This window comes from Streptomyces sp. NPDC086077, assembly GCF_040686175.1.
Lineage (GTDB): Bacteria > Actinomycetota > Actinomycetes > Streptomycetales > Streptomycetaceae > Streptomyces.
Window position 1 is genome coordinate 67900 of sequence record NZ_JBFBJT010000007.1, and the last position, 25273, is coordinate 93172.

The 25273-nt window shown below is 70.5% G+C and carries 25 protein-coding genes, 1 tRNA gene and 1 pseudogene; 12 read left to right on the forward strand and 15 right to left on the reverse strand.

From position 1 onward, the window contains the following. Window positions 1-17: 17 nt before the first annotated feature. Window positions 18-248: a DUF2277 domain-containing protein gene (locus tag AB0O67_RS03790; protein ID WP_365445557.1), complete on the reverse strand. Its 231-nt coding sequence runs from the start codon at window positions 246-248 to the stop codon at window positions 18-20. Between the two features lie 162 nt (window positions 249-410). Between AB0O67_RS03790 and AB0O67_RS03795 the strand changes: the two genes are divergently transcribed. Then, entirely contained in the window at window positions 411-1313 is a 903-nt protein-coding gene (locus AB0O67_RS03795) for a 2-dehydropantoate 2-reductase (RefSeq protein WP_365445560.1), read from the forward strand. 45 nt (window positions 1314-1358) lie between these two features. Here the strand turns inward: AB0O67_RS03795 and AB0O67_RS03800 are convergent, their stop codons facing one another. Next, window positions 1359-1724 carry a DUF1801 domain-containing protein gene (locus tag AB0O67_RS03800; RefSeq protein ID WP_365445563.1) on the reverse strand — a complete coding sequence of 122 codons (366 nt, stop codon included), beginning with the start codon at window positions 1722-1724 and terminating at the stop codon, window positions 1359-1361. 10 nt (window positions 1725-1734) lie between these two features. Next, window positions 1735-1923: pseudogene (locus AB0O67_RS03805) on the reverse strand (ergot alkaloid biosynthesis protein); the annotation flags it as partial. A 195-nt stretch (window positions 1924-2118) separates the two neighbouring features. Here AB0O67_RS03805 and AB0O67_RS03810 point away from each other — a divergent pair. The 3 genes from AB0O67_RS03810 (at window position 2119) to AB0O67_RS03820 (ending at window position 3887) form a co-directional block, all read left to right on the forward strand. Further along, window positions 2119-2727, forward strand: coding sequence for a TetR/AcrR family transcriptional regulator (locus tag AB0O67_RS03810; protein WP_365445566.1), 609 nt, complete (start codon window positions 2119-2121; stop codon window positions 2725-2727). Window positions 2728-2844: 117 nt separating this feature from the next. After that, on the forward strand, window positions 2845-3180 hold the full coding sequence (locus AB0O67_RS03815) for a hypothetical protein (protein WP_365445569.1): 336 nt from the start codon (window positions 2845-2847) through the stop codon (window positions 3178-3180). Window positions 3181-3317: 137 nt separating this feature from the next. Further along, window positions 3318-3887 carry a hypothetical protein gene (locus AB0O67_RS03820; RefSeq protein ID WP_365445572.1) on the forward strand — a complete coding sequence of 190 codons (570 nt, stop codon included), beginning with the start codon at window positions 3318-3320 and terminating at the stop codon, window positions 3885-3887. Between the two features lie 192 nt (window positions 3888-4079). On the opposite strand, the gene AB0O67_RS03825 is transcribed toward AB0O67_RS03820, so the two are convergent. Then, window positions 4080-4154 (reverse strand) — tRNA-Val (locus AB0O67_RS03825). Between the two features lie 215 nt (window positions 4155-4369). Between AB0O67_RS03825 and AB0O67_RS03830 the strand changes: the two genes are divergently transcribed. The 5 genes from AB0O67_RS03830 to AB0O67_RS03850 all read left to right on the forward strand — a co-directional run bounded on the left by AB0O67_RS03830 (window position 4370) and on the right by AB0O67_RS03850 (window position 8561). Further along, complete coding sequence (locus AB0O67_RS03830; protein WP_365445575.1) at window positions 4370-5260, forward strand: DUF4097 family beta strand repeat-containing protein; 891 nt, start codon at window positions 4370-4372, stop codon at window positions 5258-5260. Between the two features lie 77 nt (window positions 5261-5337). After that, complete coding sequence (locus AB0O67_RS03835) at window positions 5338-6723, forward strand: hypothetical protein (protein ID WP_365445578.1); 1386 nt, start codon at window positions 5338-5340, stop codon at window positions 6721-6723. A 135-nt stretch (window positions 6724-6858) separates the two neighbouring features. After that, a complete protein-coding gene (locus AB0O67_RS03840; protein WP_365445581.1) occupies window positions 6859-7443 on the forward strand; it encodes a DUF4383 domain-containing protein in 585 nt (194 codons plus the stop codon). A gap of 9 nt (window positions 7444-7452) precedes the next feature. Further along, a complete protein-coding gene (locus tag AB0O67_RS03845; RefSeq protein ID WP_365445584.1) occupies window positions 7453-7677 on the forward strand; it encodes a zinc ribbon domain-containing protein in 225 nt (74 codons plus the stop codon). Window positions 7678-7745: 68 nt separating this feature from the next. Beyond that, window positions 7746-8561 (forward strand): DedA family protein, encoded by an 816-nt coding sequence (locus tag AB0O67_RS03850; RefSeq protein WP_365445587.1) that lies wholly within the window; start codon window positions 7746-7748, stop codon window positions 8559-8561. Here AB0O67_RS03850 and AB0O67_RS03855 read toward each other — a convergent pair. The 3 genes from AB0O67_RS03855 to AB0O67_RS03865 form a co-directional block, all read right to left on the reverse strand. After that, a complete protein-coding gene (locus AB0O67_RS03855; protein WP_365445590.1) occupies window positions 8558-9421 on the reverse strand; it encodes an HAD family hydrolase in 864 nt (287 codons plus the stop codon). The two genes, AB0O67_RS03850 and AB0O67_RS03855, sit on opposite strands and share 4 nt — an antisense overlap. Further along, window positions 9421-11946, reverse strand: coding sequence for a phosphoribosyltransferase (locus AB0O67_RS03860; RefSeq protein ID WP_365445592.1), 2526 nt, complete (start codon window positions 11944-11946; stop codon window positions 9421-9423). Before AB0O67_RS03860 ends, AB0O67_RS03855 begins: the two co-directional genes overlap by 1 nt. Before the next feature lie 101 nt (window positions 11947-12047). Further along, the gene (locus tag AB0O67_RS03865; protein WP_365445595.1) at window positions 12048-13226 is read right to left on the reverse strand and encodes an HpcH/HpaI aldolase/citrate lyase family protein; all 1179 of its coding nucleotides are present in this window, start codon (window positions 13224-13226) and stop codon (window positions 12048-12050) included. 209 nt (window positions 13227-13435) lie between these two features. Between AB0O67_RS03865 and AB0O67_RS03870 the strand changes: the two genes are divergently transcribed. Beyond that, window positions 13436-14302 (forward strand): TerD family protein, encoded by an 867-nt coding sequence (locus tag AB0O67_RS03870; protein ID WP_365445598.1) that lies wholly within the window; start codon window positions 13436-13438, stop codon window positions 14300-14302. A gap of 192 nt (window positions 14303-14494) precedes the next feature. On the opposite strand, the gene AB0O67_RS03875 is transcribed toward AB0O67_RS03870, so the two are convergent. From AB0O67_RS03875 to AB0O67_RS03900, 6 genes are all read right to left on the reverse strand, one after another. Next, window positions 14495-15232 carry a Tellurium resistance gene (locus AB0O67_RS03875; RefSeq protein WP_365445601.1) on the reverse strand — a complete coding sequence of 246 codons (738 nt, stop codon included), beginning with the start codon at window positions 15230-15232 and terminating at the stop codon, window positions 14495-14497. A gap of 126 nt (window positions 15233-15358) precedes the next feature. After that, window positions 15359-16492 (reverse strand): DUF475 domain-containing protein, encoded by a 1134-nt coding sequence (locus tag AB0O67_RS03880; RefSeq protein WP_365445603.1) that lies wholly within the window; start codon window positions 16490-16492, stop codon window positions 15359-15361. A gap of 58 nt (window positions 16493-16550) precedes the next feature. After that, window positions 16551-17126 carry a TerD family protein gene (locus AB0O67_RS03885; protein WP_365445606.1) on the reverse strand — a complete coding sequence of 192 codons (576 nt, stop codon included), beginning with the start codon at window positions 17124-17126 and terminating at the stop codon, window positions 16551-16553. Between the two features lie 103 nt (window positions 17127-17229). Beyond that, a complete protein-coding gene (locus AB0O67_RS03890) occupies window positions 17230-17805 on the reverse strand; it encodes a calcium homeostasis/redox stress adaptation protein (RefSeq protein ID WP_365445609.1) in 576 nt (191 codons plus the stop codon). Between the two features lie 112 nt (window positions 17806-17917). Continuing rightward, window positions 17918-18376 carry a peroxiredoxin gene (locus AB0O67_RS03895; protein WP_365445611.1) on the reverse strand — a complete coding sequence of 153 codons (459 nt, stop codon included), beginning with the start codon at window positions 18374-18376 and terminating at the stop codon, window positions 17918-17920. 109 nt (window positions 18377-18485) lie between these two features. Next, on the reverse strand, window positions 18486-18923 hold the full coding sequence (locus AB0O67_RS03900) for a DUF3052 domain-containing protein (RefSeq protein WP_365445614.1): 438 nt from the start codon (window positions 18921-18923) through the stop codon (window positions 18486-18488). Window positions 18924-19342: 419 nt separating this feature from the next. On the opposite strand from AB0O67_RS03900, the gene aceE reads away from it, so the two are divergent. Both aceE and AB0O67_RS03910 read left to right on the forward strand, forming a co-directional pair. Further along, on the forward strand, window positions 19343-22090 hold the full coding sequence (gene aceE / locus AB0O67_RS03905; protein WP_365445617.1) for a pyruvate dehydrogenase (acetyl-transferring), homodimeric type: 2748 nt from the start codon (window positions 19343-19345) through the stop codon (window positions 22088-22090). 107 nt (window positions 22091-22197) lie between these two features. Then, window positions 22198-22959, forward strand: coding sequence for an ion channel (locus AB0O67_RS03910; RefSeq protein WP_365445620.1), 762 nt, complete (start codon window positions 22198-22200; stop codon window positions 22957-22959). An 80-nt stretch (window positions 22960-23039) separates the two neighbouring features. On the opposite strand, the gene AB0O67_RS03915 is transcribed toward AB0O67_RS03910, so the two are convergent. Next, complete coding sequence (locus AB0O67_RS03915) at window positions 23040-23348, reverse strand: small hydrophobic protein (protein ID WP_365445623.1); 309 nt, start codon at window positions 23346-23348, stop codon at window positions 23040-23042. Between the two features lie 291 nt (window positions 23349-23639). After that, window positions 23640-25259 carry an MFS transporter gene (locus AB0O67_RS03920; RefSeq protein WP_365445626.1) on the reverse strand — a complete coding sequence of 540 codons (1620 nt, stop codon included), beginning with the start codon at window positions 25257-25259 and terminating at the stop codon, window positions 23640-23642. Window positions 25260-25273: the final 14 nt, after the last annotated feature.

The window sequence follows — 25273 nt, forward strand, 5'->3', positions numbered from 1 at the left end:
GCCCGCGGCTCGGAGCGCTACCCGGCCCGGCGGGTCGGCTGTCCTCGGACCTCCAGGTCGGTCAGCAGTTCGGCCGTGGCCTCGGCGATCGCGTCGACGGCGCGGTCGAAGGCCTCGCGGTTGTGGGCGGCGGGCGCCCGGAAGCCGGACACCTTCCGCACGTACTGCAACGCGGCGGCCCGAATGTCCTCCTCGGTCGCCTCCTCGGGCAGCACGGGGGGACGAAGCGTTTTGATGCTGCGGCACATGCCCCCAGTCTCACCCCGCCCACACCCGTATGTCTCGCGGTCCGCGCGTCCCACAGCCCGTCGCAAGCGGCGCTGCGGCGCTACCGGCGCATCCGCCCGCCTGCCATGATCGCCTCCGAGGCGGCCACCGTTCCCGGAGCCGACCGACGAGAGGAGCACTCCATGGCGCACGACAAGCTGACCGTCGCCGTACTCGGCCCCGGCGGCGTGGGCGGACTGCTCGCCGCCCTGCTCGCCCGCGCCGGCCACCGCGTGATCTGCCTGGCCGGCGACAGCACGGCCGACACCCTGCGCACCACCGGCATCCACGTCCGCAGCTCCCGTCACGGCGACTTCACCACCCCCGTGGCGGCCGACACGGAACTGCGCGAACCGGTCGACGCCTGCCTGATCACCGTCAAGGCGACCGCCCTCGACGCCGCACTCCCCCGCGTCCCCGCCTCCGCCCTCGGCGACGCGCTGCTCGTCCCGTTCCTCAACGGCGTCGAACACCCGGCCCGTCTGCGCTCCCGCTACCGGCCCGACCAGGTCGCCCCGGCCGTCATCCGCGTCGAGTCCACCCGTGTCGCGCCGGGCGAGATAGAACACACCAGCCCCTTCACCGAGATCGACCTCACCGGCGACCCCGTCCCCCGGCACCGTCTCGACACCCTGGCCGCCGCCCTCACCGGCGCCGACCTCACCACCCGCGTCCTGGACGACGAGGCGGCCGCCCTCTGGGCCAAGATGGCCTTCCTCGCCCCCTTCGCCCTGCTCACCACCCGCTACGGCCTCCCCCTCGGCGACATCCGCAGCCACCACCGCGACGAACTCACCGCCCTGGTCGCCGAGACGGCCGCGGTCAGCCGCGCCTGCGGCGGCCCGGCCAACCCGGCCGAGGCACTGGCCCGCTTCGACACCTTCCCCCCGGGCACCAAGTCCTCCATGCAACGCGACGCCGAGGCAGGCCGCCCGCTGGAACTGGACGCCATCGGCGCCGCAGTCCTGCGCGCAGCCGAACAACACGACGTACCGGTACCCGTGGCGACAAGGCTGGTGCAGGAACTACGAGCCGCCGGCCACTGACCCCCCCCGGGCGCTCTCCCCGGGCGCGTCTGCGATCGGCGGCGCTCAGCAGACCTGCCCGGGCCCGGCGGCCGTCGCCTTGAGCAGGTCGCGCACCAGGTCGAAGTCGATCAGCTCGGGCTTGCGGAAGCGCAGGCAGCCCTTGCCCATGTCGTGCCCGGCCAGCCGTTCCTCGAAGGCCTCGCGGACGTCGCCGCGCATCAGATAAAGGGAGACGTACTGCTTCTGGCTGGCGAAGGCGATCTCGGCCGTGCCGTCCCGCTCGTAGGCGGGCATCCCGTACGCCATCACCTCACGGAACCCCGCCAACTCCCCCCGGCACAGCGCCCGCAGCCGGCTCACCGCCTCCCGGCGCTCCTCCGGCACCTCGGCGAGATACGTGTCGACGTCTTCGGCCTTGCTCTGCACCATGGCCCCGAGCCTACCGAGGGCCGGCCGCCTCCACATGGGCGCGGAAGGTGCGCGGTGGCCGGCCGGTGAGCCGCAGGACGGTGCCGGTCGTGCGGTCCTCCGCCCCTTCGGCGATCGCCCGGTCCACGCCGGCGAGCATGGCGGCGAACTCGTACGGGATGGCGGCCGCCAGACGGTCGCGCATCTCCTCGTACGTCAGCGGGTGACGGGTGACCGCCGTGTCGGTACAGCTCCGCCGGTTGTACGGGTGTGGCCATGGGAGTCCCCTCGAATACGATGCGCGCGCATGCGGACCGTCGGTCCGTTTACCGTGTCGAGCAGAACACGGACCGCGGGTCCGCTCATGCAACCCGGCCGGCCCCACCCGGCACCATCAGCCCTCGGAGGACACGGCGTGCCCGAACGCAAGCCCCGCGCGGACGCCGCGCGCAACCGCGAGGCCGTTCTCGCGGCGGCCGACCGGCTCTTCGCCGAGAGCGACAGCCCCGAGCAGGTCACGATGGCCCAGATCGCGGCCGCCGCCGGCGTCGGCAAGGGCACGCTCTTCCGCGGCTTCGGCGACCGCACGGGCCTGATCTGCGCCTTGTACGAGGCCCGCCTGGAACCGATCCGGAAGGCCGTCACGGACGGCCCCCACCCCCTCGGCCCCGACACCCCGCCCCGGGAGCGCGTCCCCGCCCTCCTCGACGCCCTGTTGCGCTTCAAGCTCGACCACCGCCACCTCTCCCTCGCCCTGGAGGAGGCGGGCGCCGGCAACAGCCCGTACCGCACCCCGCGCTACGACTGGTGGCACGCCACCCTCCGCGACACCCTGGACCGGCTCCCCGGCATCCCAGGCAGCGACTTCACCGCCCACGCCCTGCTGGCCGCGGTCCGCGCGGACCTCGTCGACCATCTGGCGGGCCGGATGAACCTCTCCCGAGAACACCTGCGAGCGGAACTGGCCGCTTTCACGGCCAGGATCCTGAGCGCGGCGCCCCCGCCCGCACCCAGCCACCCGTGACCTCCTTGACCACAAACCAGCAGGTCAGAGCAACGCAGCTGCCGCGGGTGCACCCGTTCGCATGAACCGCCCCCACTCACTCGCCACTCGAATTCGAACAGGCGTACCATTGCGGCCGTGGCGACGACCTACGACTTCCCTAGCGACCTCCGCGCCGGCCAGGAGGAGCTGCATCAGGTCCGGGCCGAGCTGTCGGCCCTGCTGAAGCGGCTTCCCTGGTCGGTCGAGCCCCTGGACGGCTTCAGCGACGCCGGCGGCTGGCGCAAGATCGAACGCCCCGCGTCCCCCGGCTGGACGGACGACGAGCAGGCCGAGGTCGAGAAACTCCGCCGCCGCGAGCGCGAACTCGCGATCTTCGTCACCACCCACCGCTACTGGTCGGAAGTGACGGGCCCCGACCGCGTGGACGCCCGAGCCAAGCTGAAGCACCCACAGGAACCACCCCCGAGCTGACCTCACCCACACCCCCGCCGTCATCCACTTCCCCAAGGCCGACCCGATCGGGTGAACCACCCCGCCCTTCTACAACCGCGGCGTCTTCTTCACGAGTCCTACACGTGCAACCCACGACCGATCCCTCGGGGGGACACGTGAACCAGCAGCACCCACAGCACCCGCAAGGCCCGGGGCCGTACCCGCAACAGCCGCACGCGCCCCAGCACCCCGGCTACGGCCCTCCGGCACCCCAGCCACCGAAGAAGCGCGGCTTCCTGAAGATCACCGGCATCGGCTGCGCGGGCTTCCTCGCCCTGTTCGTCATCATCGCCGTCGCGGCGAGTGGCGGTGACGGCGACTCCACCGACACCGGCAACAAGGACAAGGCCGTCACCGCCGACAAGGCGCCCGACGCCGGGCGGGAAGCACCGGCCGAGGAGGAACAGACCCAGGCCGAACGGTTCCGGGCCTGCGTCGCCAAGTCCGGGACGGACACGGAGAAGGCCGCGGTCAAGCACGTCACCAAGGTGACCGGCGCGGACAGCCGCAACGACATCCTCGACTCGGCCGAGGTGTTCACCGACTTCACCGGCGGCCTGATCGGCCCGCACGCCGGCGAGGGCACCCTGATCGCGAGCGCCTTCACCTCCTGCTACGAGTCCGACAACGGCCTGGTGACCGTCTACGACAAGGACGGCGAACTCCTCGCCACCGCCAACTACTGACACCCACATGAAGAGGCCTCCCGGAACCACACCCGAGAGGCCTCTGGATGCAGGACAACCTGCCGGGTCCGCTGCGAAAGAAGCAACCTGGGGCGTAGGTGCCCGGCGGCGGCCATGAACAGCCAAGAAAGACCAAGGCCCAGGTCTCCGGGTACCTACCCGCTGACCTGGGCCTTCACCGTGTCCTGCGACTGGTGGGCGCGGACGGTTTCGAACCGCCGACATCCGCCTTGTAAGGGCGGCGCTCTACCGCTGAGCTACGCGCCCAGGACGAGTCGACAGCCTACATTGCCAGGGGCAGTGCCCTGCAAACCCGTACCGACGGGGCAGGGTGGGGTCCGGGGGGATAACCCCACCCCGGATTCGGGAGTGGACCGGATCCCCAGGTGAGGGCCGGGTCCGTACGGTCGAGTGGTCGCCTTCCCCGCCGTCCAGGCCCCTGCGGAAGGCGTTCCGCAGTCCGCCTCAGGGGGAGATCCGTCATGGCCCGTACCGTTACCGCTTCCGCGTCCGCCCGCGCCGCCGCCCTCGCCGGCGCCGTCGTGGTCGTCGTCGCGGGTGTCACCGGCTGCGGTGCCGCCGCCGGTGAAGACCCGGAGCCCGAGCGGCGGTCCTTCCCACTGCGGGGCTCCACCCTCACCGTCGACTCCGACGACTCCGCCCTGGAACTCGTCACCACGGACGCGGCCCCCGAGGGCCGCGTCCAGGTCACGCGCTGGTTCGATGGGACGGTCGTCATGGGCAAGGATCCCGAGGTGACCTGGGCCATGGACGGCGACCGGCTGGTCCTGCGGATGCGGTGCTCCGGCTTCGTCGCCGACTGCTCGGCCAAGCACCGCATCGAGGTGCCGCGCGGCGTCGCCGTCGAGGTCAGGGACGGCGACGGCAGCGTGCGCGCCAGCGGCTTCGAGGAGGCGCTGAACATCCGTACCGGCGACGGCTCCGTGCGCGTCCAGGACGTCACCGGCGCCGTACAGGTGCACAGCGGGGACGGCTCCGTCCGCGTCGAGGACGCCACCGGCGCCGTGAAGGTGTCCACCGACGACGGCTCGGTGCGCGTCGACTCCGCCAGCGGACCGCTGGACCTGCGCACCCAGGACGGTTCCATCCGCGCCGACGTCACCTCCCGCCAGGTCCGCACCCACACCTCCGACGGCTCCACCCACCTCGAACTGGGCGCCGTACCCGACCTGGTGGACTCCAGCAGCGGCGACGGATCCGTCACCGTCTCGGTGCCCCGGGCCACCTACCGCGTGAGCACCGAGACCGGCGACGGCGGTGTCGAGGTCTCCGTGCCCCGCGACGACGCCAGCCGCCACATCGTGTCCGCCCGCACCAGCGACGGCAAAGTCACAGTACGGACAGCGAACTAACCGCCCCGTGTGTTCGTCCTCAACCGGTGGGAGAATGACACCACCGGGCAGGGCGGATGACAGCACGGGAGAGGGATGTGACGGCGACACCACCTCAGCCGGACTCGCCGTCGAGAGCGCCTGTGCGCCACCGTGCCACAGCGGCTGTCCGTGACGTCCTCACCCTGCTGAGCCTGCCGTTGGTCGCCGCCCTCGTACTGCCCGCCGCCTTCGCCGGCGGCGGCACCCGGCGCTGGTTCGGCGGACGGGCCGAGAACCAGCGTGCCGAGGCGCAGGCCGCGAAGGACGCCGCCGCGGCGGCGTTCTACGAACTCGACACCGCCCAGCGCGATCTGCGCATCTCCATCGAGACGATCGCGGCCGTCGACGACTCGCCCGCCGCCCGCCGCGCCGCCGCCGACTTCGAGGCGCTCGGTCACCGCGTCGACGAGGCCAGCCACCGCTACATCGACGCCGTCGACGCCCACGACCTCGACCGCGACGACCTCGAGGCCTCGGCCGCCGCCCGCGCCCGCACCCAGCTCACCGAGGCCAAGGACGAGCTCGGCCGGGTCAAGCAGGACCTGGACCGCTTCGCCGACGGCCTCGGTCCCCTGCTCGGCAAGGCCGAGACGCAGCTCGCCCGCCTGGCCCCCGCCGTCGAACGCGCCCGCCAGTCGTTGCTGGCCGCGTCGAACGCCCTCGACACCGTACGAGGATCGGGGCTGAAGGCGGACGACCTCGCCGCGCGTCTCGCCGCCCTCGCCCCCGAGCTGACCAAGCTCAACCAGGGCGCCGGCCGGCACGGCGTCCCCCAGACCCTGGAACGGGCCGAGCGGGTCGCCCGGGAGGCCGAGGCCATCCGCGCGGAGGCCGAGCGGCTTCCCGAGCGGGCCGCCGAGATCGACCGCCGCCTGGTCTCCCTGCGCACCCGCGCCGAGGCCCTGACCACCCGCGCCGGACAGGTCGAACCCGTGCTCAGCGAGCTGCGGCGACGGTTCACGGCAGCCTGCTGGCAGGACCTGCAGCCCGTCCCCGCGCAGGCCGCGGAGAACGTCCGCCAGGCCGAGCAGAAGCTCACCGAGGCCCAGACGGCGCGCCAGGCCCAGCGCTGGCCCGACGCGACCGCCCTGCTGTCCACGGCCCGTGCCCTGCTGAACACCACCGACGAGGCCGTCTCGGCCGCCGGCGACCGCCTCACCCGGCTGAACGCCGTCCAGAAGGACCCCCGGCAAGAGATCGAACGGACCCGCTTCGCCATCCGGGACGCCCAGCGGCTCGCCATGGCCGGGCGCAACACCCCCGATCCCCGTCACGCCCGTCCCCTGGACGACGCCGTGGGGCGGCTGGAGCGCGCGATCGGCACCCTGGAGGGCCGCCACCCGGACTACTGGCACTTCCTGACCGAGACGGAAGCGGTCCGGCAGGCCGTGGCAGGCGTCGTCTCGCAGATCCGCGACGAGCGCGGGGGCACGGTCCACTGACCTGCCCGCCGAGCGGACCGCTGAGCTGGGCCTGAGCACTGATGTCGCCTCCCTGTGTTGCCCACCCGGCCCCGGCGGGCAGATATTGAAGGGAAAGGGACGCACGGCCTCCGCTATCGCCCCGAGGGAGGCGACATGGCCACACACGCAACGCACGGAGAAGAACGGCAGCGGATCCAGTTCGACAAGCACCTCCCCGTCGACCACCGCCTGAACCAGGTCTACCGCTTCGGCGCCGGACTGATGGGTCTGGTCCTGGTCGCGTTCGGCATCCTCGGCCTGATCGACAAGATCGGCTTCTTCGACACCCGCGGTGACCAGGTCGTGGGCCTCAACACGAACGGCACACTGAGCGTCCTGTCGATCTGCGTCGGGCTCCTGCTCTTCGTGGGCATGGTGATCGGCGGCAACTTCGCCTCCACGCTCAACATGGTGGTCGGCATCGCGTTCATCCTCAGCGGATTCCTGAATCTGGGGCTCCTGGACACGGACTACAACTTCCTGGCCTTCCGGATCCAGAACGTGCTGTTCAGCTTCGTCTTCGGTGTGGTCCTGATGTTCTTCGGGATGTACGGGAGGGTCGGCTCGGCCCTGCCCCACGACAATCCGTACTGGCGGGCCCGCCACCCCGACATGGTCGAGCAGGAGCCCCGGGAGCAGAGCCGTGGTGCCGCCACGGCGCGCGACCGCTCCCTGCCTCCGCCGGGGAATGCCCGTTAACCTGTGGGCATGCCTCGCTACGAGTACCGCTGCCGGACCTGCGGCGACACCTTTGAACTGAGTCGCCCCATGGCCGAGTCCTCCGCCCCCGCCACCTGCCCCACGGGCCACGACGACACGGTGAAGCTCCTGTCGACCGTCGCGGTGGGGGGCTCGGCGTCGGCCGCGGCCCCCGCACCGCAGGCGGGCGGTGGCGGTGGGGGCGGCTGCTGCGGCGGGGGTTGCTGCGGCTGACGCCGTAGGCGGCGGGGGCCCGGTCTTCCTCAGGCTCTCTTCAGCTTCGGTTTTCTAGCGTGGCCCGCATGACACCCATCGCGGCGCAGCCGGCACCACAGTGGATCAACGACCTCATGGCCACCCTCGGCGCCCCGGGCGCCGGGCTCGCGGTCGCCCTGGAGAACCTGTTCCCGCCGCTGCCCAGCGAGGTGATCCTGCCGCTGGCCGGGTTCGCCTCCAGCACAGGACAGATGAACCTGTACGCCGCGCTGATCTGGACGACGGCCGGCTCGGTGATCGGCGCGCTCGCGCTGTACGGCGTGGGCGCGCTGCTCGGCCGGGACCGCACCCTGGCGATGGCGGCGCGGCTGCCGCTGGTGAAAGTCGCGGATGTCGAGAGGACCGAGGCCTGGTTCGCGCGGCACGGCACGAAGGCCGTGTTCTTCGGACGGATGATCCCCGTCTTCCGCAGCCTGATCTCCGTGCCCGCGGGCGTTGAGCGCATGCGCCTGCCGGTGTTCCTCGGCCTCACGGCACTGGGCAGCGCGATCTGGAACACGGTGTTCGTCCTCGCCGGCTACACCCTGGGCGAGAAGTGGACCGAGGTGACGGCTGTGGTGTCCACCTACTCGAAGGTCGTCGTCGTCGCGTCCGCGGTGGCACTCGTGGCCTTCATCGCCGTACGAATGCTGCGCCCGGGCGGCGGCGCGCGGAGGCGGGGACGGCGTGGTGACGGGTCGGGGGCGGCTTCGGGCGAGAGCGCGGGCGCGGATGCCGATGCGGACGGTGACCGGGCTTCCGGCGGGACGGCTGGCGCGGGCGCGAGCGAGGGGTCGGCGCGCGGCTGGGTGCGGTCGGGTCGCCAGGCGCACGCGGGGACCGACCGCACGGACGGCCGCTAACGCGCTCCGACCTCACCGGCCGGAGCGGAACCCCGAGCCGAGCCGGCCTGACCCCGCTCCCCCGCCGCTCTCAAGAACTCGCGCAGGATGCGTTCACCTGCCAGCACCCCGCGCTCGGGAAGGGAGGTGATGTCAGGGGCGGTCCAGCCGCTGTCGGCCAGTTCGCCGTGGTTCGGGCGCCAGCCCTTGTCCGCGGCGAGCAGGAGGTCGGCGTCGAGGAGGGAGTCGCCGGCGGCGACGGTGAGGTCGGCGCCGGTGCGCCGGACGACCTCGCGCACGGCGGCGCTCTTGGTGAGCGGCTTCGGCACGGCGTAGATCTTGCGGCCCTGGAGGGAGACCGTCCAGCCGCGGTTCTCCGCCCACACCGCCAGTTCCTTCACCCAGTCCTCGGGCAGCAGTTCGCGCTCGACGACGAGGTAGGCGAAGAGGTCGTCGGCGACCCGGTGCTTGCGCACCCAGACCGGATCGGCGGCGGTCAGCAGGTGTTCCTGCACCTCGGCCAGCGAGGCGCACTCGTCGGCCAGCCGTGCCAGGACGCTCGCGTGCCATGCGGGGTCGGAGACACCGTCCACCAGCAGATGCCCGCCGTTGGCGCAGATCGCGTACTTCGGTGTGGGGCCTGGGAGGTTGATGCGCAGGTACTGCTTACGGGTGCGGGTCGTGGTCGGCACGAAGACCGCGGCGTCGGCGAGGTCGGTGAGCAGCCCGGCCGCCGTCTCGGTCATGTAGGACAGCGGCTTGCTCTCGTGCACCTCGACACACAGCAGCCGGGGCGCCCGCGCGTCCGGCATGGTCAGCGCCAACGCAGCTGCGGAGTAGATGAGCGTACGGTCCAGGTCACTCGCCACCAGCACCGGCATCAGAGAGCCACCGCCTTTCCGTCGGCGCCCGTCGCGCCACGTGTGAACTTGGGATGGATCAACCCCACGCAGGTGTAGGGGAGTTCGGCGACCTCCTCGACCGGCACGCCCCGCTGCCCGGCCAGCAGGCGGACGTGGTCGAGGTCGGCACCCGCCCCGGCCCTGGCCAGGATCTTCCAGGGCACGCGGCGCAGCAGCACGCGGGTCGTCTCGCCGACGCCGGGCTTGACGAGGTTCACGTCGTGGATGCCGTACTCCTCGCTGATGCGTTCCACGGCCGCCCAGCCCTCCCAGGTCGGGGTGCGGTCGGCGGACAGCAGCTCCTTGCTGGTGGCGTCCACCGCCTCCATGACCTCGTCGAAGCGGGCGGCGATGGCGTCGAGGAAGAGGGTGGAGACGTCGGCGCCGGCGAGTTCGCGGTAGAACTTCGCGCCGTGATAGTCGTGCGGGCCGACGAGGTCGGCGCGCAGGACGGTGCGGGATATCAGGCCGGACACCGTGGAGTTGAGGCAGGCGGACGGGATGAGGAAGTCCTCGCGGGTGCCGTAGGTGCGGACGCATGAGCCGGGGTCGGCGAGCACGGCGATCTCGGGGTCGAAGCCGGTGACCCCTTCCGTATCCTCGAACTGGCGCAGGGCGGCGGCGAGTTCGCGGGTGATCGCGCCCTTGCCGGTCCAGCCGTCGACGAAGACGACGTCGCGGGGGTCGTGCCGGTCGGCCAGCCAGCGCAGCGCGTTGGCGTCGATGCCCCGGCCGCGGACGATCGACACGGCGTAGTGGGCCAGGTCGAGGCCGTGCCGGTGCTGGGCCCAGCGGCGCATCAGGACACCGACGGGGGTGCCGGCGCGGGCGAGGGAGACGAGGACGGGGCGGGGGGAGCGTTCCGCGAGAACGGTTTCGGTCACGACGCCGACGGCGTGGGCGATGCGGGCGGCGGAGGTCTCCAGGGCCGAGTGGAAGAGAGCCCGGTACTGCTCGCTGGGCTGGTACTCGACCGGCAGCGACTCCGCGTAGTGCGCGCCGCCGCTCTGGATCGCCTCCTCGCGCTCCTCGGTCGGCGCCTCCAGGGTGACGTCCGACAGGTCCTGGAGCAGCCAGCCGACGTCTTCGGCCGCGTAGCTGGAGAAGGCGGGGCCGCGAAGGGGCTCGGGCAGCATGGCGGGCCTTTCGGGGGCGGGCGGGGTCCCGGGGACGTACGACGGGACGACCGCGAGCAGGACGTGCGGGGTGTGCCGCGCGAGCCGGCGGAGCAGGCCGTCGGGGGCGTGCAGGGCGGGGGTGTCGCCGGTCGAGTCGACGACGGCGATCACGGCGTCGAAGGCGGCGCCGGCGACGTTGTAGGCGTAGCGCTCGCCCGGGCCGTCGGCGGGGTGGTCGTGGGCCGGGAAGACGAGGCGGGTGCGGATGGCGTAGCCCGGGTCGTCGACCGCGAGGACGGGAGAGCGGGTGGTCGTGGAGAAGCGGATCTCCACGGGAGGGACGAGGTGCTCCAGTTCTCGGGCGAGGCGCAGCGGGGCGTACATGAGCTCCTCGGAACCGAGGACGAGTACACGCCGGGCGCCGGGCGGGAGGGCCTCGGCGAGGCGGGCGCTCATGGCGGGCAGGGCGTTCTCCAGGCGGGCGCGGTGGGCGGCGGTGAAACCGTGCCGGCCGCCGTCCGGCACCCCGGCCGGCCAGCGCAGATCGACCCGCTCGACCCGCCCGGCACCGGCCACCGCTCCGGCCGAGGCTCCCGCGGTCCGCTCATGCTCCGCGACCAGGGCCTGCCCCTTCTCCAGCACGCCGTCCGGGAGCCGCACCGTCCCGCGGGCAGCCGTTATCAGGTCGATGCGGGTGCCGATCTCGGTGGCGAAGTCCGTCAGGCGGTTCTGGTCGGCGGTGGAGCGCATGTCGACCAGGGCGACCACGACGTAGCGCTCGCGGGGGTGGCGCTCGTGGAGGGCGCGGAGGGTGTTGAGGACGGTGTTGCCGGTGGAGAACTCGTCGTCGACGAGGACCAGCGGTCCGTCCCCGGCGAGGAGGCGGGGGTCCTCGGGGAGGAGGAGGTGGGACGTGGCGTGGGAGTGGGACTCCTCGAAGCCGCCGGCCTGGGCGACGCCGGGAACGGGGCGGCGGGTGGAGTGGAGGTAGGGGGCGTCGCCGAGGCCGTCGGCGACGGCGTGGCCGAGGCCGGTGGCCGTCTCCGCGTACCCGACGACGACCGCGGAACGCGCCCCGGCGGAGCCCAGCAGCTCACGCACCCTGCGCCCGAGGGCGAGGCCGGAGCCGTACACGACGGACGGGGACTGCGGGACGTGCTTGCCGAGCACGTTCGACACGAGGAGGTGGGCCCGCTTGGGGTTGCGGCGCAGGGCGAGCCCGAGCATGCCGGTGAGGGTGTCGTCGCCCACGAGCTCGACCCCGAGCCGTTCGGCGACCCAGCTCCCGGACCAGATGCCGTCGCCGTGGTCGTCACGGTTCGCAAGGCCGACCTCGTCGGACCCGTCGCCCCGGTCGGCGGCACCCTCGTTCACTGCGTTGTCCATGCGTTCCCTGTGTTCGGCCATTGCTCAGCGGTTGTCGTCGGCGGTTGTCGAAGGGCTTCAGAGATCTCGCCGGTCGTGACGCCCGGCATGCCAAGGGCGCCTCACCCGGGGATCCCCGCGGCCAGCAGCTCCACGAAGCCGATGTCCTCATTGGCGACGCCGAAGACCTCCGCGCGCAAGAGGGTCCGCTCGGCCCAGGCTCGGTGCGGCTTCACCTCGTTCATCTTGTTCGTGTACGCCGACCGCAGCACGCCGCCGCCCAGCAGTTCCGGCCGCAGGATGTCCTGGGCGTCGCTGAACTCCTCGTGACTGACGACGGACAGCGCGTGCACGGGCAGGACGTGCGAGGGGTGGATGCAGGTCTTGCCGAGCAGACCGTTGGCCTGGTCCAGCGTAATCTCCCGCAGCAGCCCGTCCATGGAGTGCTCGATCAGGGCCTCGCGGAGCTCCTCGGCCTGGCCCTCCAGGAAGGGGCTGCGCCGCAGCTGAGGCTTGAACATACGTTCCTGCACCCGGAAGTACTCCCACACCGGCCCGGTCACGGTGAAGCCCGTGCCGTCGGCCCGCCCCAGCATGTTCACCACGTCGGCGATGACGGAGGCGACGATCTGGACGTCGTAGGCGGTCATGTCGGGGGCCCTGCGCAGGCCGTAGGAGGAGCAGAAGTCGGTCACGCCGAGGCGGAGGGCGAGGACGCGCTCGCGATACTTGTCGACGACCCGGAAGATGCCCTCCAGGGTCTCCACCCGGGACTCGCGGTAGAGCAGCTCCGGGGATTCCAGGACCGGCATGGCGAAGAGTCGCCGTCCGGCGGCGGCCTCGGCGATCGCGAGGGCCTCCAGGAAGGGCATGCCGCGTTCCTGGGTGAACTTCGGCAGTACGAATCCGGACAGCAGCCGGACGGCGGGGCCGATACGGCGGACGAGGTCGGGGATCTGCTCCGGTGTGCGGACGCGGATGAACAGGAGGGGAAGGTCGACGCCGGAGCTGCGTTCGGCCCGTTCGGCGAGCTCGGCGAACTGGCGTACGAGGTTCTCCTCGCCGGCCAGGACGTCCGCGTCGCCGATCGAGTCCTCCAGGCACAGCACCATCGAGACCACGCCGCGGCCGGTCTGTTTGACGATGTCCTCGGCTAGCCGCGGCCTGGTGGCAGGGCTGTACAGCGTGGCACCCAGGGCCGCTGCGAGCAGCCGGGCCGAGGAGTCGGCGGTGAATTCGCACGGCTCCCGGTGGAAGAGGCGGTGCCGCACCTCAGGGGCGATCTGCCCGAAATGACGCATATAGCTTCCCCGTGGTGCTCGATCGGCCTGGGTTCCGGCTGAAGGTGGCCGGTAATAGTACGTAGGAGTCCATGTCATGGGTTCCCGCCGGGCATGAATTTCAAGTAACGCAGGGACGGGCAACGCTCTCTCGGCGGCGCCACGGGGCGGGCCGGGGCCCGCTCGACCCCGCATTGTCGTGAGCAGGACCGAGAGGGCAGGATGACCGCATGACGCACGCGATGTTGAAGGGGTCGAACGTCCCGCTCGAAGTCACGACGGTACGCGCCGTGCTGCGCTGGACGCCCGGGCAGGGGGTACCGGACGTCGATGCCTCGGCGCTGCTCCTCGGCCCCGACGGTCGTGTGCGCTCCGACGAGGACTTCGTCTTCTACAACCAGCCCCGGCACCCCGCCGGAAAGGTGTGGCGGCTCGGCAAGAAGCGTGTCGCCGAGGGCCTCACCGACACGATCCAGACAGACCTGACCGGTGTCGAGTCCGACGTCAGCCAGATTCTCCTGGTCGCGTCGGCGGATGGCCTGACGTTCGATCGCGTACGGTCACTGCGCATCCTGCTGTACGACGCGTCGGCGCCCGAGGGTGAGGCGCTGGCCTACTTCGACGTCAAGCCGGAGACCGGCGAGGAGACCGCGCTGATCTGCGGTGAGCTGTACCGGCGCGGGGACGGGTGGAAGTTCCGGGCGCTCGGTGAGGGGTATTCGAACGGGCTGAAGGGACTCGCGACCGACTTCGGGATCTCGGTGGACGAGTCCGAGGCGGCGGCGGAGGGGACGGCGGCCGCCGCGGCGCAGGCTGGGCCCGACGTGTCGCGGCCACTGCCGCCGGAGCAGCCGACGGCCGTGGTGCCCCAGCCCACCGCGCAGCCGACGTACGGCTACCCGCAGCAACAGCCCGCCGCCACGCAGCCCGCGTACGGCTACCCTCATCCGGCCGCCCAGACCGGCTACGGCTACCCGCAGACGGCGCCACCGACCGCCCAGACCGGCTACGGCTACCCGCCGCCGGTCCCGGTCCCCACGGCCCCGGACCCCGACTTCCGCCTCCCCCCGCAGGGCCCCCAGTTCGTAGGCCGCTGAGCCCACCCGGCAGCCACCGGGGGCCCGCCCCGTCGCCCGCCACCACCCGGCCCGGGGCACCCGCCAGACCCCGATCCAGCAGCGCCCCACACCCACCGGGGACCCGGCTACCGACCCACTCCGGCGACCACCGGGGCCGGCCCGTCGCCCACCAGCGCCGCCACACCCGATGCGGCAGCGCTCCGGCGGGCCTCACCGCTCGGACTTGGCCTTGTGGCCCCTCCCCCACTGCAGCCCCCACCCGTACAAACGGTCCAGCTCCGCCTGGAAGCCGTAGACGAACTTCACCTCGCGCCGCACCCAGACCTCGTTCTTCACGTTCTCGATCATCACGACCGCGCAGGAGCGGGCCTGGGGGTGGCGTTCGTCGAGGCCGATCTCGATGCGGGGGCCGTTGCTGGGGTAGAGCGTGACGATGGCGTGGGTGCGGTCGAACGCCGGGGTCTGATCGTAGATGTAGACGAAGAGCAGCAGGCGCTTGATCGCCTCCCGGTGGTCGAGGTTGACGTAGATCGTCTCGCCCGACGCCGAGCCGAACCGGTCGTCGCCGCTGAGCTTGACGTACGGCGGTGCGTTGACGTCGCCGAGATAGCCGCCGAGAGGCTGTACGACGCCCTTGGTGCCGTCCTGGAGCTCGTACAGACATCCCAGGTCGAGGTCGACGTTGACCATGCTCTGGCTGTGTCCCATGACCTCCGGCGGCTTCAGCGCCTTGAAGGGGTGCCGCAGCAGGCTCTCCCGCTGGGGCCCGCCGATGTCGGAGCTGCGCATCCGCCAGGTCAGGTTGATGCGCAGGTGCCCGGTCTCCGCCCCCTGTTTGGTGAGCGACACCTGACTGTGCCGCTTGGTCAGCTCGATCGCGTTGCTGGCCGCGCTGCCCGAGTCGAACTCGGCCGCACGCCCACGCCAGAGCCCGTCAAACAAGCCCATTCCCGCCCCCAGACTCCCCACTCACCGTGCCGTGCCGTGCCGGACAAGACCGACGGGGCGGCGCCGAGGACATCAAGTCGTCCTCGACGGCCGCCCCGCACAGAGCGTTCCTCACCCGAACGGGCGTCACACCCCGGACGAGACCTCGGTCTTGTCCGAGCCGGCGTTGCCCTCGGCGGCCGCCAGCGCGCGATTGCGGCGCACGGAGGACCAGAAGGACCAGGCGATGAGAACGACACCGATCAGACCGGTGATGATCTCGGAGATCTCGTACTGAATGGTGACCAGCAGGATCACGGCGAGCGCGCCGATGGCGTAGTGCGCGCCGTGCTCCAGGTAGACGTAGTCGTCCAGGGTGCCCTGGCGGACCAGGTACACGGTCAGGGACCGGACGTACATGGCGCCGACGCCGAGACCGAGGGCCATCAGCACGATGTCGTTGGTGATGGCGAAGGCGCCGATCACGCCGTCGAAGGAGAACGACGCGTCCAGGACCTCCAGGTAGAGGAACATGAAGAACGCGGCCTTGCCGGCCATCAGCATGACCGGCTTGCCCGAGCGCTTCGCCTCTTCCTCCTGCTCGTGCTCGCGCTCCTCCTCTTCCTCCAGCTTGTCCTCGAAGTAGCCGGAGAGACCACCGACGATCATGTACGTGATGAGGCCCGCGACCCCGGAGAGCAGTACCGTCTTCGCCTTGTCCGCGGGTCCCGCGTGCAGATGGGCGTGGGTGGCGAAGGTCATCGAGGTGACCAGCAGGACGACCAGGGCGACGCAGACCGACAGCATGTCGACCTTGCCGAGCTTGGCCAGCGGGCGCTCCAGCCAGCCCAGCCACTTGATCTCCCGGTCCTCGAAGATGAAGTCCAGGAAGATCATCAGCAGGAACATGCCGCCGAACGCCGCGATCGCCGGGTGGGCGTCGGTGACGAGTTCCTGGTAACGGTCCTTGTCGGTCAGCGCGAGGTCGACGGCCTCGATCGGGCCGAGCTGCGCGCTGATGGCGACGATGACGACGGGAAAGACCAGCCGCATGCCGAAGACGGCGATGAGGATGCCGATGGTGAGGAAGATGCGCTGCCAGAAGGCGTTCATCTTCTTCAGGATTCCGGCGTTGACCACTGCATTGTCGAAGGACAGCGAGATCTCGAGGACACAGAGGATCGCCACGATGCCGAAGGCGGTCCACCCCCCGTAGAAGACCGCCGCGACCAGGCCGAGCGCGGTGACCGCGAACGACCAGCCGAAGGTTTTCAGAACCACTGGCTACCCAATCCCTTGTGTACGGGGTGGACGGGTCTCCCCCGCGCCGTACCCGGCTTTACGAAACGTTGACCCCGAAGTCTAGAGCGATGCCCCGCAGCCCCGACGCGTACCCCTGGCCTACGGCCCGGAACTTCCATTCTTGCTGGTAGCGGTAGACCTCGCCAAAGATCATGGCGGTCTCCGTGGAGGCGTCCTCGCTGAGGTCGTACCGGGCGAGTTCCTGGCCGTCGGCCTGGTTGACCACCCTGATGAAGGCGTTGCTGACCTGGCCGAACGTCTGGCCGCGCTCGTCGGCCATGTGGATCGAGACCGGGAAGACGATCTTGTCGCACTGGGCGGGCACCTTGGAGAGGTCGATCAGGATCGACTCGTCGTCGCCGTCGCCCTCACCGGTGAGGTTGTCGCCGGTGTGCTCCACCGAGGCGTCCGGGCTCTTGAGCTGGTTGTAGAAGATGAACCACTCGTCGCCCATCACCCGTCCGCTGCTGCACACCAGGGCGCTGGCGTCGAGGTCGAACGGGGCTCCGGTGGTGGAACGTGCGTCCCAGCCGAGCCCGACCATCACCTGAGTGAGGTTCGGCGCGGCCTTGGACAGGGAGACGTTGCCCCCCTTGGCGAGCGTGACGCCCATGATGCTTGTCCTCCCCTGGGTGCTGCCTGATGTGGTTGTCCTGCGCGTCCGGCGCCGCACGCAAACGTGCGGCGCCGGACGGGCGGAACGGAAGGGTCGTGACTCAGACGTTGACGCCGAAGTCCTGCGCGATGCCGCGCAGGCCCGAGGCGTAGCCCTGGCCGATGGCACGGAACTTCCACTCCGCGCCGTGCCGGTACAGCTCGCCGAAGACCATCGCGGTCTCGGTCGAGGCGTCCTCGGACAGGTCGTACCGCGCGATCTCGGCGCCGCCGGCCTGGTTGACGACGCGGATGAACGCGTTGCGGACCTGGCCGAAGGACTGCTGGCGGTTCTCGGCGTCGTAGATGGACACCGGGAAGACGATCTTCTCGATGTCGGCCGGGACGCCGGCCAGGTTGACCTTGATCTGCTCGTCGTCGCCCTCGCCCTCACCGGTGAGGTTGTCGCCGGTGTGCTCGACCGAGCCGTCCGGGCTCTTCAGGTTGTTGAAGAAGATGAAGTTCTGGTCGCTGCCGACCTTGCCGGCGTTGTTCAGCAGCAGCGCGCTCGCGTCGAGGTCGAAGTCCGTGCCGGTAGTGGTGCGCACGTCCCACCCCAGACCGACGATGATCGCGGTCAGGCCCGGGGCCTCCTTGGTCAGCGAAACGTTGCCGCCCTTGCTGAGGCTGACTCCCACGAGTCCTCCATTGGTGTCCAGGGGCGGGTGCCCCGTCGTGCGTTGGTATCGGATCAAACGAGTCGATCCTAGTGACGGGTTCCCGACCGCCGCAGGCCCTGGGACCGAAGAATCACAGGGCGTCGAGTGCCGTGACGTACTCGCTCAGGTCGCGGGCGTCCGGCAGGCCGTTGACGACGGTCCAGCGGACCACGCCCTCCTTGTCGATGACGAAGGTGCCGCGCACCGCGCAGCCCTTTGCCTCGTCGAGGACCCCGTAGGCGCGAGAGACCTCGCCGTGCGGCCAGAAGTCGCTGAGCAGCGGGTACTCCAGTCCCTCCTGCTCGGCGAAGACGCGCAGGGTGTGGATGGAGTCGTTGGAGACGGCGAGCACCTCGGTGTCACGGTCGGAGAACTTCGGCAGGTTGTCGCGGACCTCGCACAGCTCGCCGGTGCACACGCCGGTGAAGGCGAAGGGGTAGAAGATCAGCACGACGTTTCGCTCACCGCGGAAGTCCGAAAGCCGCACGGCCCGGCCGTGGTTGTCCTTCAGCTCGAAGTCGGGGGCCTCGTCGCCGACCTGGATGGCCATCGTCGTCCCTTCGGTGGGGCTGTTCGGGTGGCCTCCACCCTACGCAGCGATCACCGACGGCCGACGGACGGGCCGACCTCGGCCGGCCCGTCCCACGTTCAACGAACGGTTACCGCTTGGACTTCGCGGCCTTCGGCGTCGCCAGACGGCTGCCGCTCCAGTCCTTGCCGACGCTGACGCTCTTCGACGCGGTCAGCCCTGCCGTGGTCGCGGCTTCCGAGATGTCACTCGGCTCCACGTATCCGGACCGGCCGGTCTTCGGCGTGAGGAGCAGGATCGCGCCGCCTTCCTCGATGTACGTGGTGGCATCCACCAGCGCATCCGTAAGGTCGCCGTCGTCGTCACGGAACCACAGCACAACGGCGTCGGCCACGTCGTCAAAGTCCTCGTCCATCAGGTCGCCCTCGATGGCTTCCTCGATGGCCTCGCGGAGGTCCTGGGCGACGTCGTCGTCGTAGCCGATCTCCTGGACCACCTGCCCGGGCTGGAACCCCAGCCTGGCGGCAGGGTTCGTCCGCTCCTCCGCGTGGTCCGCGGTCGCGCTCACGGGTTGCCTCCTGATCATGTTTCGGATTGGGGGTACCCCCCTGCTCGTCAAGAGCTCGGGGGAGTCTCAGCCACGCGCGTGCGCGAAGCGTTGGCCGTAGTCCACACGGGCGGGGCGGATCGCGCAAGTACCCGGCGGTTCGGACCGCCGAAACAGTGACGATCCCGGCCGTGTCGCCGCAACTCCAGGCATGCCGCCGAGAGTGATGGTGACCTACACCACACCTTTCTGCCCCGTATGTACGTTTGGGAATCATCCATGGGTACGAGATTCGCACGGGTCCGCGCCATCGGCTGACCAAGGAGTATTCGTTACCTCACGGTAGAGGTGACGTTTGCGGCCCCGAGGTACACGATGGTGAACGGTGCAGGCATACCGAAAACCCTCGATAATCGGCCCTCCGACAGGTAAGGAACAGCGTGGCTTCCGGATCCGATCGCAATCCGATCATCATTGGCGGCCTTCCGAGTCAGGTTCCTGACTTCGATCCCGAGGAGACGCAGGAGTGGCTCGACTCGCTCGACGCCGCCATCGACGAGCGTGGCCGCGAGCGGGCCCGCTACCTGATGCTGCGCCTGATCGAGCGGGCCCGCGAGAAGCGCGTGGCCGTGCCCGAGATGCGCAGCACGGACTACGTCAACACCATCCCCACCAAGAGCGAGCCGTTCTTCCCGGGCAACGAGGAGATCGAGCGCAAGATCCTCAACGCCACCCGCTGGAACGCGGCCGTGATGGTCTCCCGGGCCCAGCGCCCCGGCATCGGCGTCGGCGGCCACATCGCCACGTTCGCCTCCTCGGCCTCCCTCTACGACGTCGGCTTCAACCACTTCTTCCGCGGCAAGGACGAGGGCGACGGCGGCGACCAGGTCTTCTTCCAGGGACACGCCTCACCGGGCATCTACGCACGCGCGTTCCTGCTCGACCGCCTCTCCGAGCAGCACCTGGACGGCTTCCGGCAGGAGAAGTCCAAGGCGCCGTACGGCCTGTCCAGCTATCCGCACCCGCGGCTGATGCCGGGCTTCTGGGAGTTCCCGACCGTGTCGATGGGCCTCGGCCCGATCGGGGCGATCTACCAGGCGCGGATGAACCGCTACATGCACGCACGCGGGATCGCGGACACCTCGAAGTCGCACGTGTGGGCGTTCCTCGGCGACGGCGAGATGGACGAGCCGGAGTCGCTCGGCCAGCTGACCATCGCCGCGCGCGAGAGCCTGGACAACCTCACCTTCGTCGTCAACTGCAACCTCCAGCGGCTCGACGGCCCGGTGCGCGGCAACGGCAAGGTGATCCAGGAGCTGGAGTCGGTGTTCCGGGGCGCCGGCTGGAATGTGATCAAGCTCATCTGGGACCGCACGTGGGACCCGCTGCTCGCGCAGGACCGCGACGGGGTGCTGGTCAACAAGATGAACACCACGCCGGACGGCCAGTTCCAGACGTACGCGACCGAGACCGGCGCCTACATCCGCGACCACTTCTTCGGCGACGACCACCGGCTGCGCGCGATGGTCGAGAACATGACCGACCACCAGATCCTGATGCTGGGCCGCGGCGGTCACGACCACCGGAAGATCTTCGCGGCGTACAAGGCGGCCGTGGAGCACAAGGGCCAGCCGACGGTGATCCTCGCCAAGACGGTCAAGGGCTGGACCCTCGGGCCGAACTTCGAGGGCCGCAACGCCACGCACCAGATGAAGAAGCTGACGGTCGACGACCTCAAGGGCTTCCGGGACCGCCTGCACCTGCCGATCTCCGACCGGGACCTCGAGTCCGGCGCGCCGCCGTACTACCACCCGGGCCGGGACTCGGAGGAGCTCCAGTACATGCACGACCGCCGCAAGTCGCTCGGCGGTTATGTCCCCACCCGCGTCGTCCGCTCCGAGCCGCTCGCGCTGCCCGGCGACACGACGTACGCGACTGTGAAGAAGGGCTCGGGCCAGCAGTCCATCGCGACGACCATGGCCTTTGTCCGGCTACTCAAGGACCTCATGCGGGACAAGGAGATCGGCAAGCGTTTCGTGCTGATCGCGCCGGACGAGTACCGCACGTTCGGCATGGACTCCTTCTTCCCGAGCGCGAAGATCTACAACCCGCTCGGCCAGCAGTACGAGTCGGTCGACCGGGAGCTGCTGCTCGCCTACAAGGAGTCGCCGACGGGGCAGATGCTGCACGACGGCATCTCCGAGGCCGGCTGCACGGCGTCGCTGATCGCCGCCGGCTCGGCGTACGCCACACATGGCGAGCCGCTGATCCCGGTGTACGTCTTCTACTCGATGTTCGGTTTCCAGCGCACCGGCGACCAGTTCTGGCAGATGGCCGATCAGCTGGCGCGTGGATTCGTCCTCGGTGCGACGGCGGGGCGTACGACGCTGACCGGTGAGGGGTTGCAGCACGCGGACGGGCACTCACAGCTGCTCGCCTCGACGAACCCGGGCTGTGTGGCGTACGACCCGGCGTTCGGTTTCGAGATCGCCCACATCGTGCAGGACGGGCTGCGCCGGATGTACGGCGGATCGCAGGAGCACCCGCACGGCGAGGACGTCTTCTACTACCTCACCGTCTACAACGAGCCGATCCAGCACCCGGCCGAGCCCGCGGACGTGGACGTCGAGGGCATTCTCAAGGGCGTGTACCGCTTCGCCGAGGGCACCTCGGGCTCGATCCCGGCGCAGATCATGGCGTCGGGCGTGGCGGTGCCGTGGGCCGTGGAGGCGCAGCGGCTGCTCGCCGAGGAGTGGGACGTACGCGCCGACGTGTGGTCGGCGACCTCGTGGAACGAGCTGCGGCGGGAGGCCGTGGCGTGCGAGGAGCACAACCTGCTGCACCCGGAGGAGGAACAGCGGGTGCCGTACGTCACGCGGAAGCTGAGCAGCGCGGAGGGGCCGTTCGTGGCCGTCTCCGACTGGATGCGGTCGGTTCCGGACCAGATCGCCCGTTGGGTGCCCGGGACGTACCAGTCGCTGGGTGCGGACGGGTTCGGCTTCGCGGACACCCGCGGTGCGGCCCGGCGCTTCTTCCACATCGACGCGCCGTCGATCGTGGTGGCGGTGCTGGCCGAGCTGGCGAGGGAGGGGAAGGTCGACCGGTCCGTGCTGAAGCAGGCGATCGACCGGTACCAGCTCCTCGATGTCGCGGCGGCCGATCCGGGGGCCGCGGGGGGCGACGCGTAGGTGTAGGTGTACGCCGGTTGCCACAACCGGTTCCGGTCGCTTCGGCCGGTTTGGAGGGCGGTGAGGCCCGGGCCTCACCGCCCTCGCGCGTTCCTTACGATGCGGGCATGAAGGAGCAATCGGCACAGGTGCGGTGGGAGCGGCGTACTCAACGGCCGCTGCTGGCGCTGGCCGTCATGTTCGCCGCCGCCTATGCGGTGCCGATAGTGGACGGTTCGGCGGGGCGGACTCTGACGGCGGCCTGTCTGGTCGTGGAGTGGGTGGTGTGGGCGGCGTTCGCCGTCGACTACGTGGTGCGGCTGTGGCTGACGCCGGACCGGCGCGACTTCGTACGGCGGAACTGGATGGATCTGTGCGCCGTGGCGCTGCCGCTGCTGCAGCCGTTGCGGTTGCTGCGGCTGGTGTCCACCCTGCTGCTGGTGGGGCGGCGGGCCCGGATGGCCTCGCAGATACGGCTGACGACGTACGTAACCGGCGCGGTGGTGGGACTGCTGATGTTCGGGTCGCTGGCCGTGCTGTCGGTGGAGCGGGACGCGCCGGGCGGGAACATCCGGACGCTGGGTGACGCGGTGTGGTGGTCGTTCACGACGATGACGACCGTGGGGTACGGGGACCACGCGCCGACGACCGGTGTGGGGCGGTTGCTGGCGGTGGGGCTGATGCTGTCGGGGATCGCGCTGCTGGGTGTGGTGACCGCGAACATCGCCGCGTGGTTCATATCGCGGTTCGAGAAGGACGACGCGGAGGAGCGGCGGCAGACGGAGGCCATCACCGCGCTGGCCGAGGAGGTGCGGGCGCTGCGGGCACAGGTCGCCGCGCTGTCGGGGCCGGTGGTGGTACCGGGCCCGGCGGAGGAGCAACGCACGTGACGGGCACCGCCGTCGTGAGGCCCTGACATGAGTGTGGGCCTCCGGCGGGACGCCGGAGGCCCATCCTCACTCCCCCCGGCTCAGAACATTCCATAGCCCGGGGACATGGCCCCGGTCAGCCAGACGAGGGCCAGGAGGGTGTCGATCGCACCAAGGGCAAGGGCTATGAGGGCCGGTACGGAGCGGGTGCCCGCCCAGGTGCGGCCCATGGCCAGCCAGCCGCACGCGATGGCCACCGGGCCCAGGACCATGCCCAGTACGAAGAAGCCTGCCACCGCGCAGATGGCGCCGATGATCCCGAGTTGCGCGCGATCCGGCCCGGTCCGTGACCACGTCCGGCCACGTGAGCGGGGGTACTTGCGCGCTCCTTGCCCAAAGCTCGCCATCATCAATTCATCAACTCCCTGAACCTCTCGGTTCTTTCGGGTCGATGTGGCGAGTACCCCCGCTGCGCGTTCCATGCCTGACGGTCTGCCGGCGCGCCGCCCCCCTCCGGCAGCGCGCCGCAGCCCTGGTCGCCCTCGTCGTCGTACGCGCGTGCCACGCGAACATGCCGTACGGAGGGCTTGACCCAATGTGACCTGCGACGCGCGCCGGATGGGAGGGATCTTCGGGAGTGTCACCCTGATAGGTGAGTTCCCGTCAGGTGTGCGCCCCGGGATCTGTTACTGGACGTGTGCCTAGATGTGCGCCGCTCCCGCGCCCGCCTCCGCGTTCTCGCCGCGCTTGGTCAGGAACGCGACGAGCACCGCCACGGCCGCGACACCGGCCGCGACCAGCGAGGCCAGGCTCATGCCGGAGATGAAGGTCTCGTGCGCGACGTCCGTGATCTTCGCGGCGACGGCGTCCGGCGTGCCCGGCGGCACCGGGGCGACTCCCTGCTGGACCGCCTCGGCGGCCTGCCCCTCCTGCGCCGGGGTGAGCGGCGGAAGTCCCGCGTCCGTCCAGTTGCCCGCCAGGTCGCTGTCGACCTTGGAGGCCATCACGGCGCCCAGCACTGCCGTACCGAGGCTGCCGCCGATCTGCATGGCCGCCTGCTGAAGACCGCCGGCCACCCCGGAGAGCTCCATCGGCGCGTTGCCGACGATGACCTCGGTGGCGCCGACCATGACCGGCGCGAGGCCGAGGCCGAGCAGGGCGAACCAGAGCGACATGACGGCGCTGCCGGTGCCCTTGTCCAGGGTGGACATGCCGTACATGGCGAGCGCGGTGCAGGCCATGCCGAGGGCCAGTGGCAGCCGCGGGCCCGTCTTGGTGATCATCGCGCCCGCGAGCGGCGAGCCGACGATCATCATGCCGGTGAGCGGCAGCAGGTGAAGGCCGGCGTCCACGGGGCTGAGACCGTGCACGTTCTGCAGGTAGAACGTCACGAAGAACAGGCCGCCCATGAACGCGATGGCCATGAGGACCATGAGGACGACACCCGCGGACAACGGGATCGAGCGGAACAGACCCAGCGGGATCAGCGGCTCGCGGACCCGCTTCTCCCAGAGGGCGAAGAGCGCGAAGCCCACCACCGAGACGGTGATGAAGGTCCACGTCCGGCCCGCGCCCCAGCCCCACTCGGGCGCCTTGATCAGGGCCCAGACCAGGCAGAACATCGCACCCGACAGCAGGCCGATACCGAGCAGGTCGAAGGAGCGCGGGGCGTTCTTCGCGCGGTGGTCGGTGAGGATCAGCACGCCCAGGACGAGGGCCAGGATGCCGACCGGCACGTTGATGAAGAACACCGACTGCCAGTTGACGTGCTCGACCAGCACGCCGCCGAGGATCGGGCCGCCGGCGGTGGAGGCACCGATGACCATGCCCCAGATGCCGATCGCCATGTTGAGCTTCTCGGCCGGGAAGGTCGCCCGCAGTAGGCCGAGCGCGGCCGGCATCAGCAGGGCGCCGAACAGGCCCTGGAAGACGCGGAAGACGATGACCGCGGCGATGCTGTCGGACAGGCCGATGGCGCCCGAGGCCGCGGCGAAGCCGACCACGCCGACCAGGAAGGTCTGCCGGTGTCCGAAGCGGTCACCGAGCTTGCCCGCGGTGATCAGGGAGACCGCGAGGGCGAGGAAGTACGCGTTGGTGATCCACTGGACCTCGGCCCAGCTGGCCTTCAGGTCGGTGGCGATGGCCGGGTTGGCGATGGCGACGATGGTGCCGTCGAGGGCCACCATCATGACGCCCACGGCGACGGTGATGAGGGTGAGCCAGGGATGGCCGCGCAGGCCCTTGACCGGCGCCGGCTCCGACAGGGCGGCTGGTGCCTCGTCCCCCGGCCCCGTCTTGTCGATGGTGGTCTGACTAGTCATACCTTCGAGGCTAA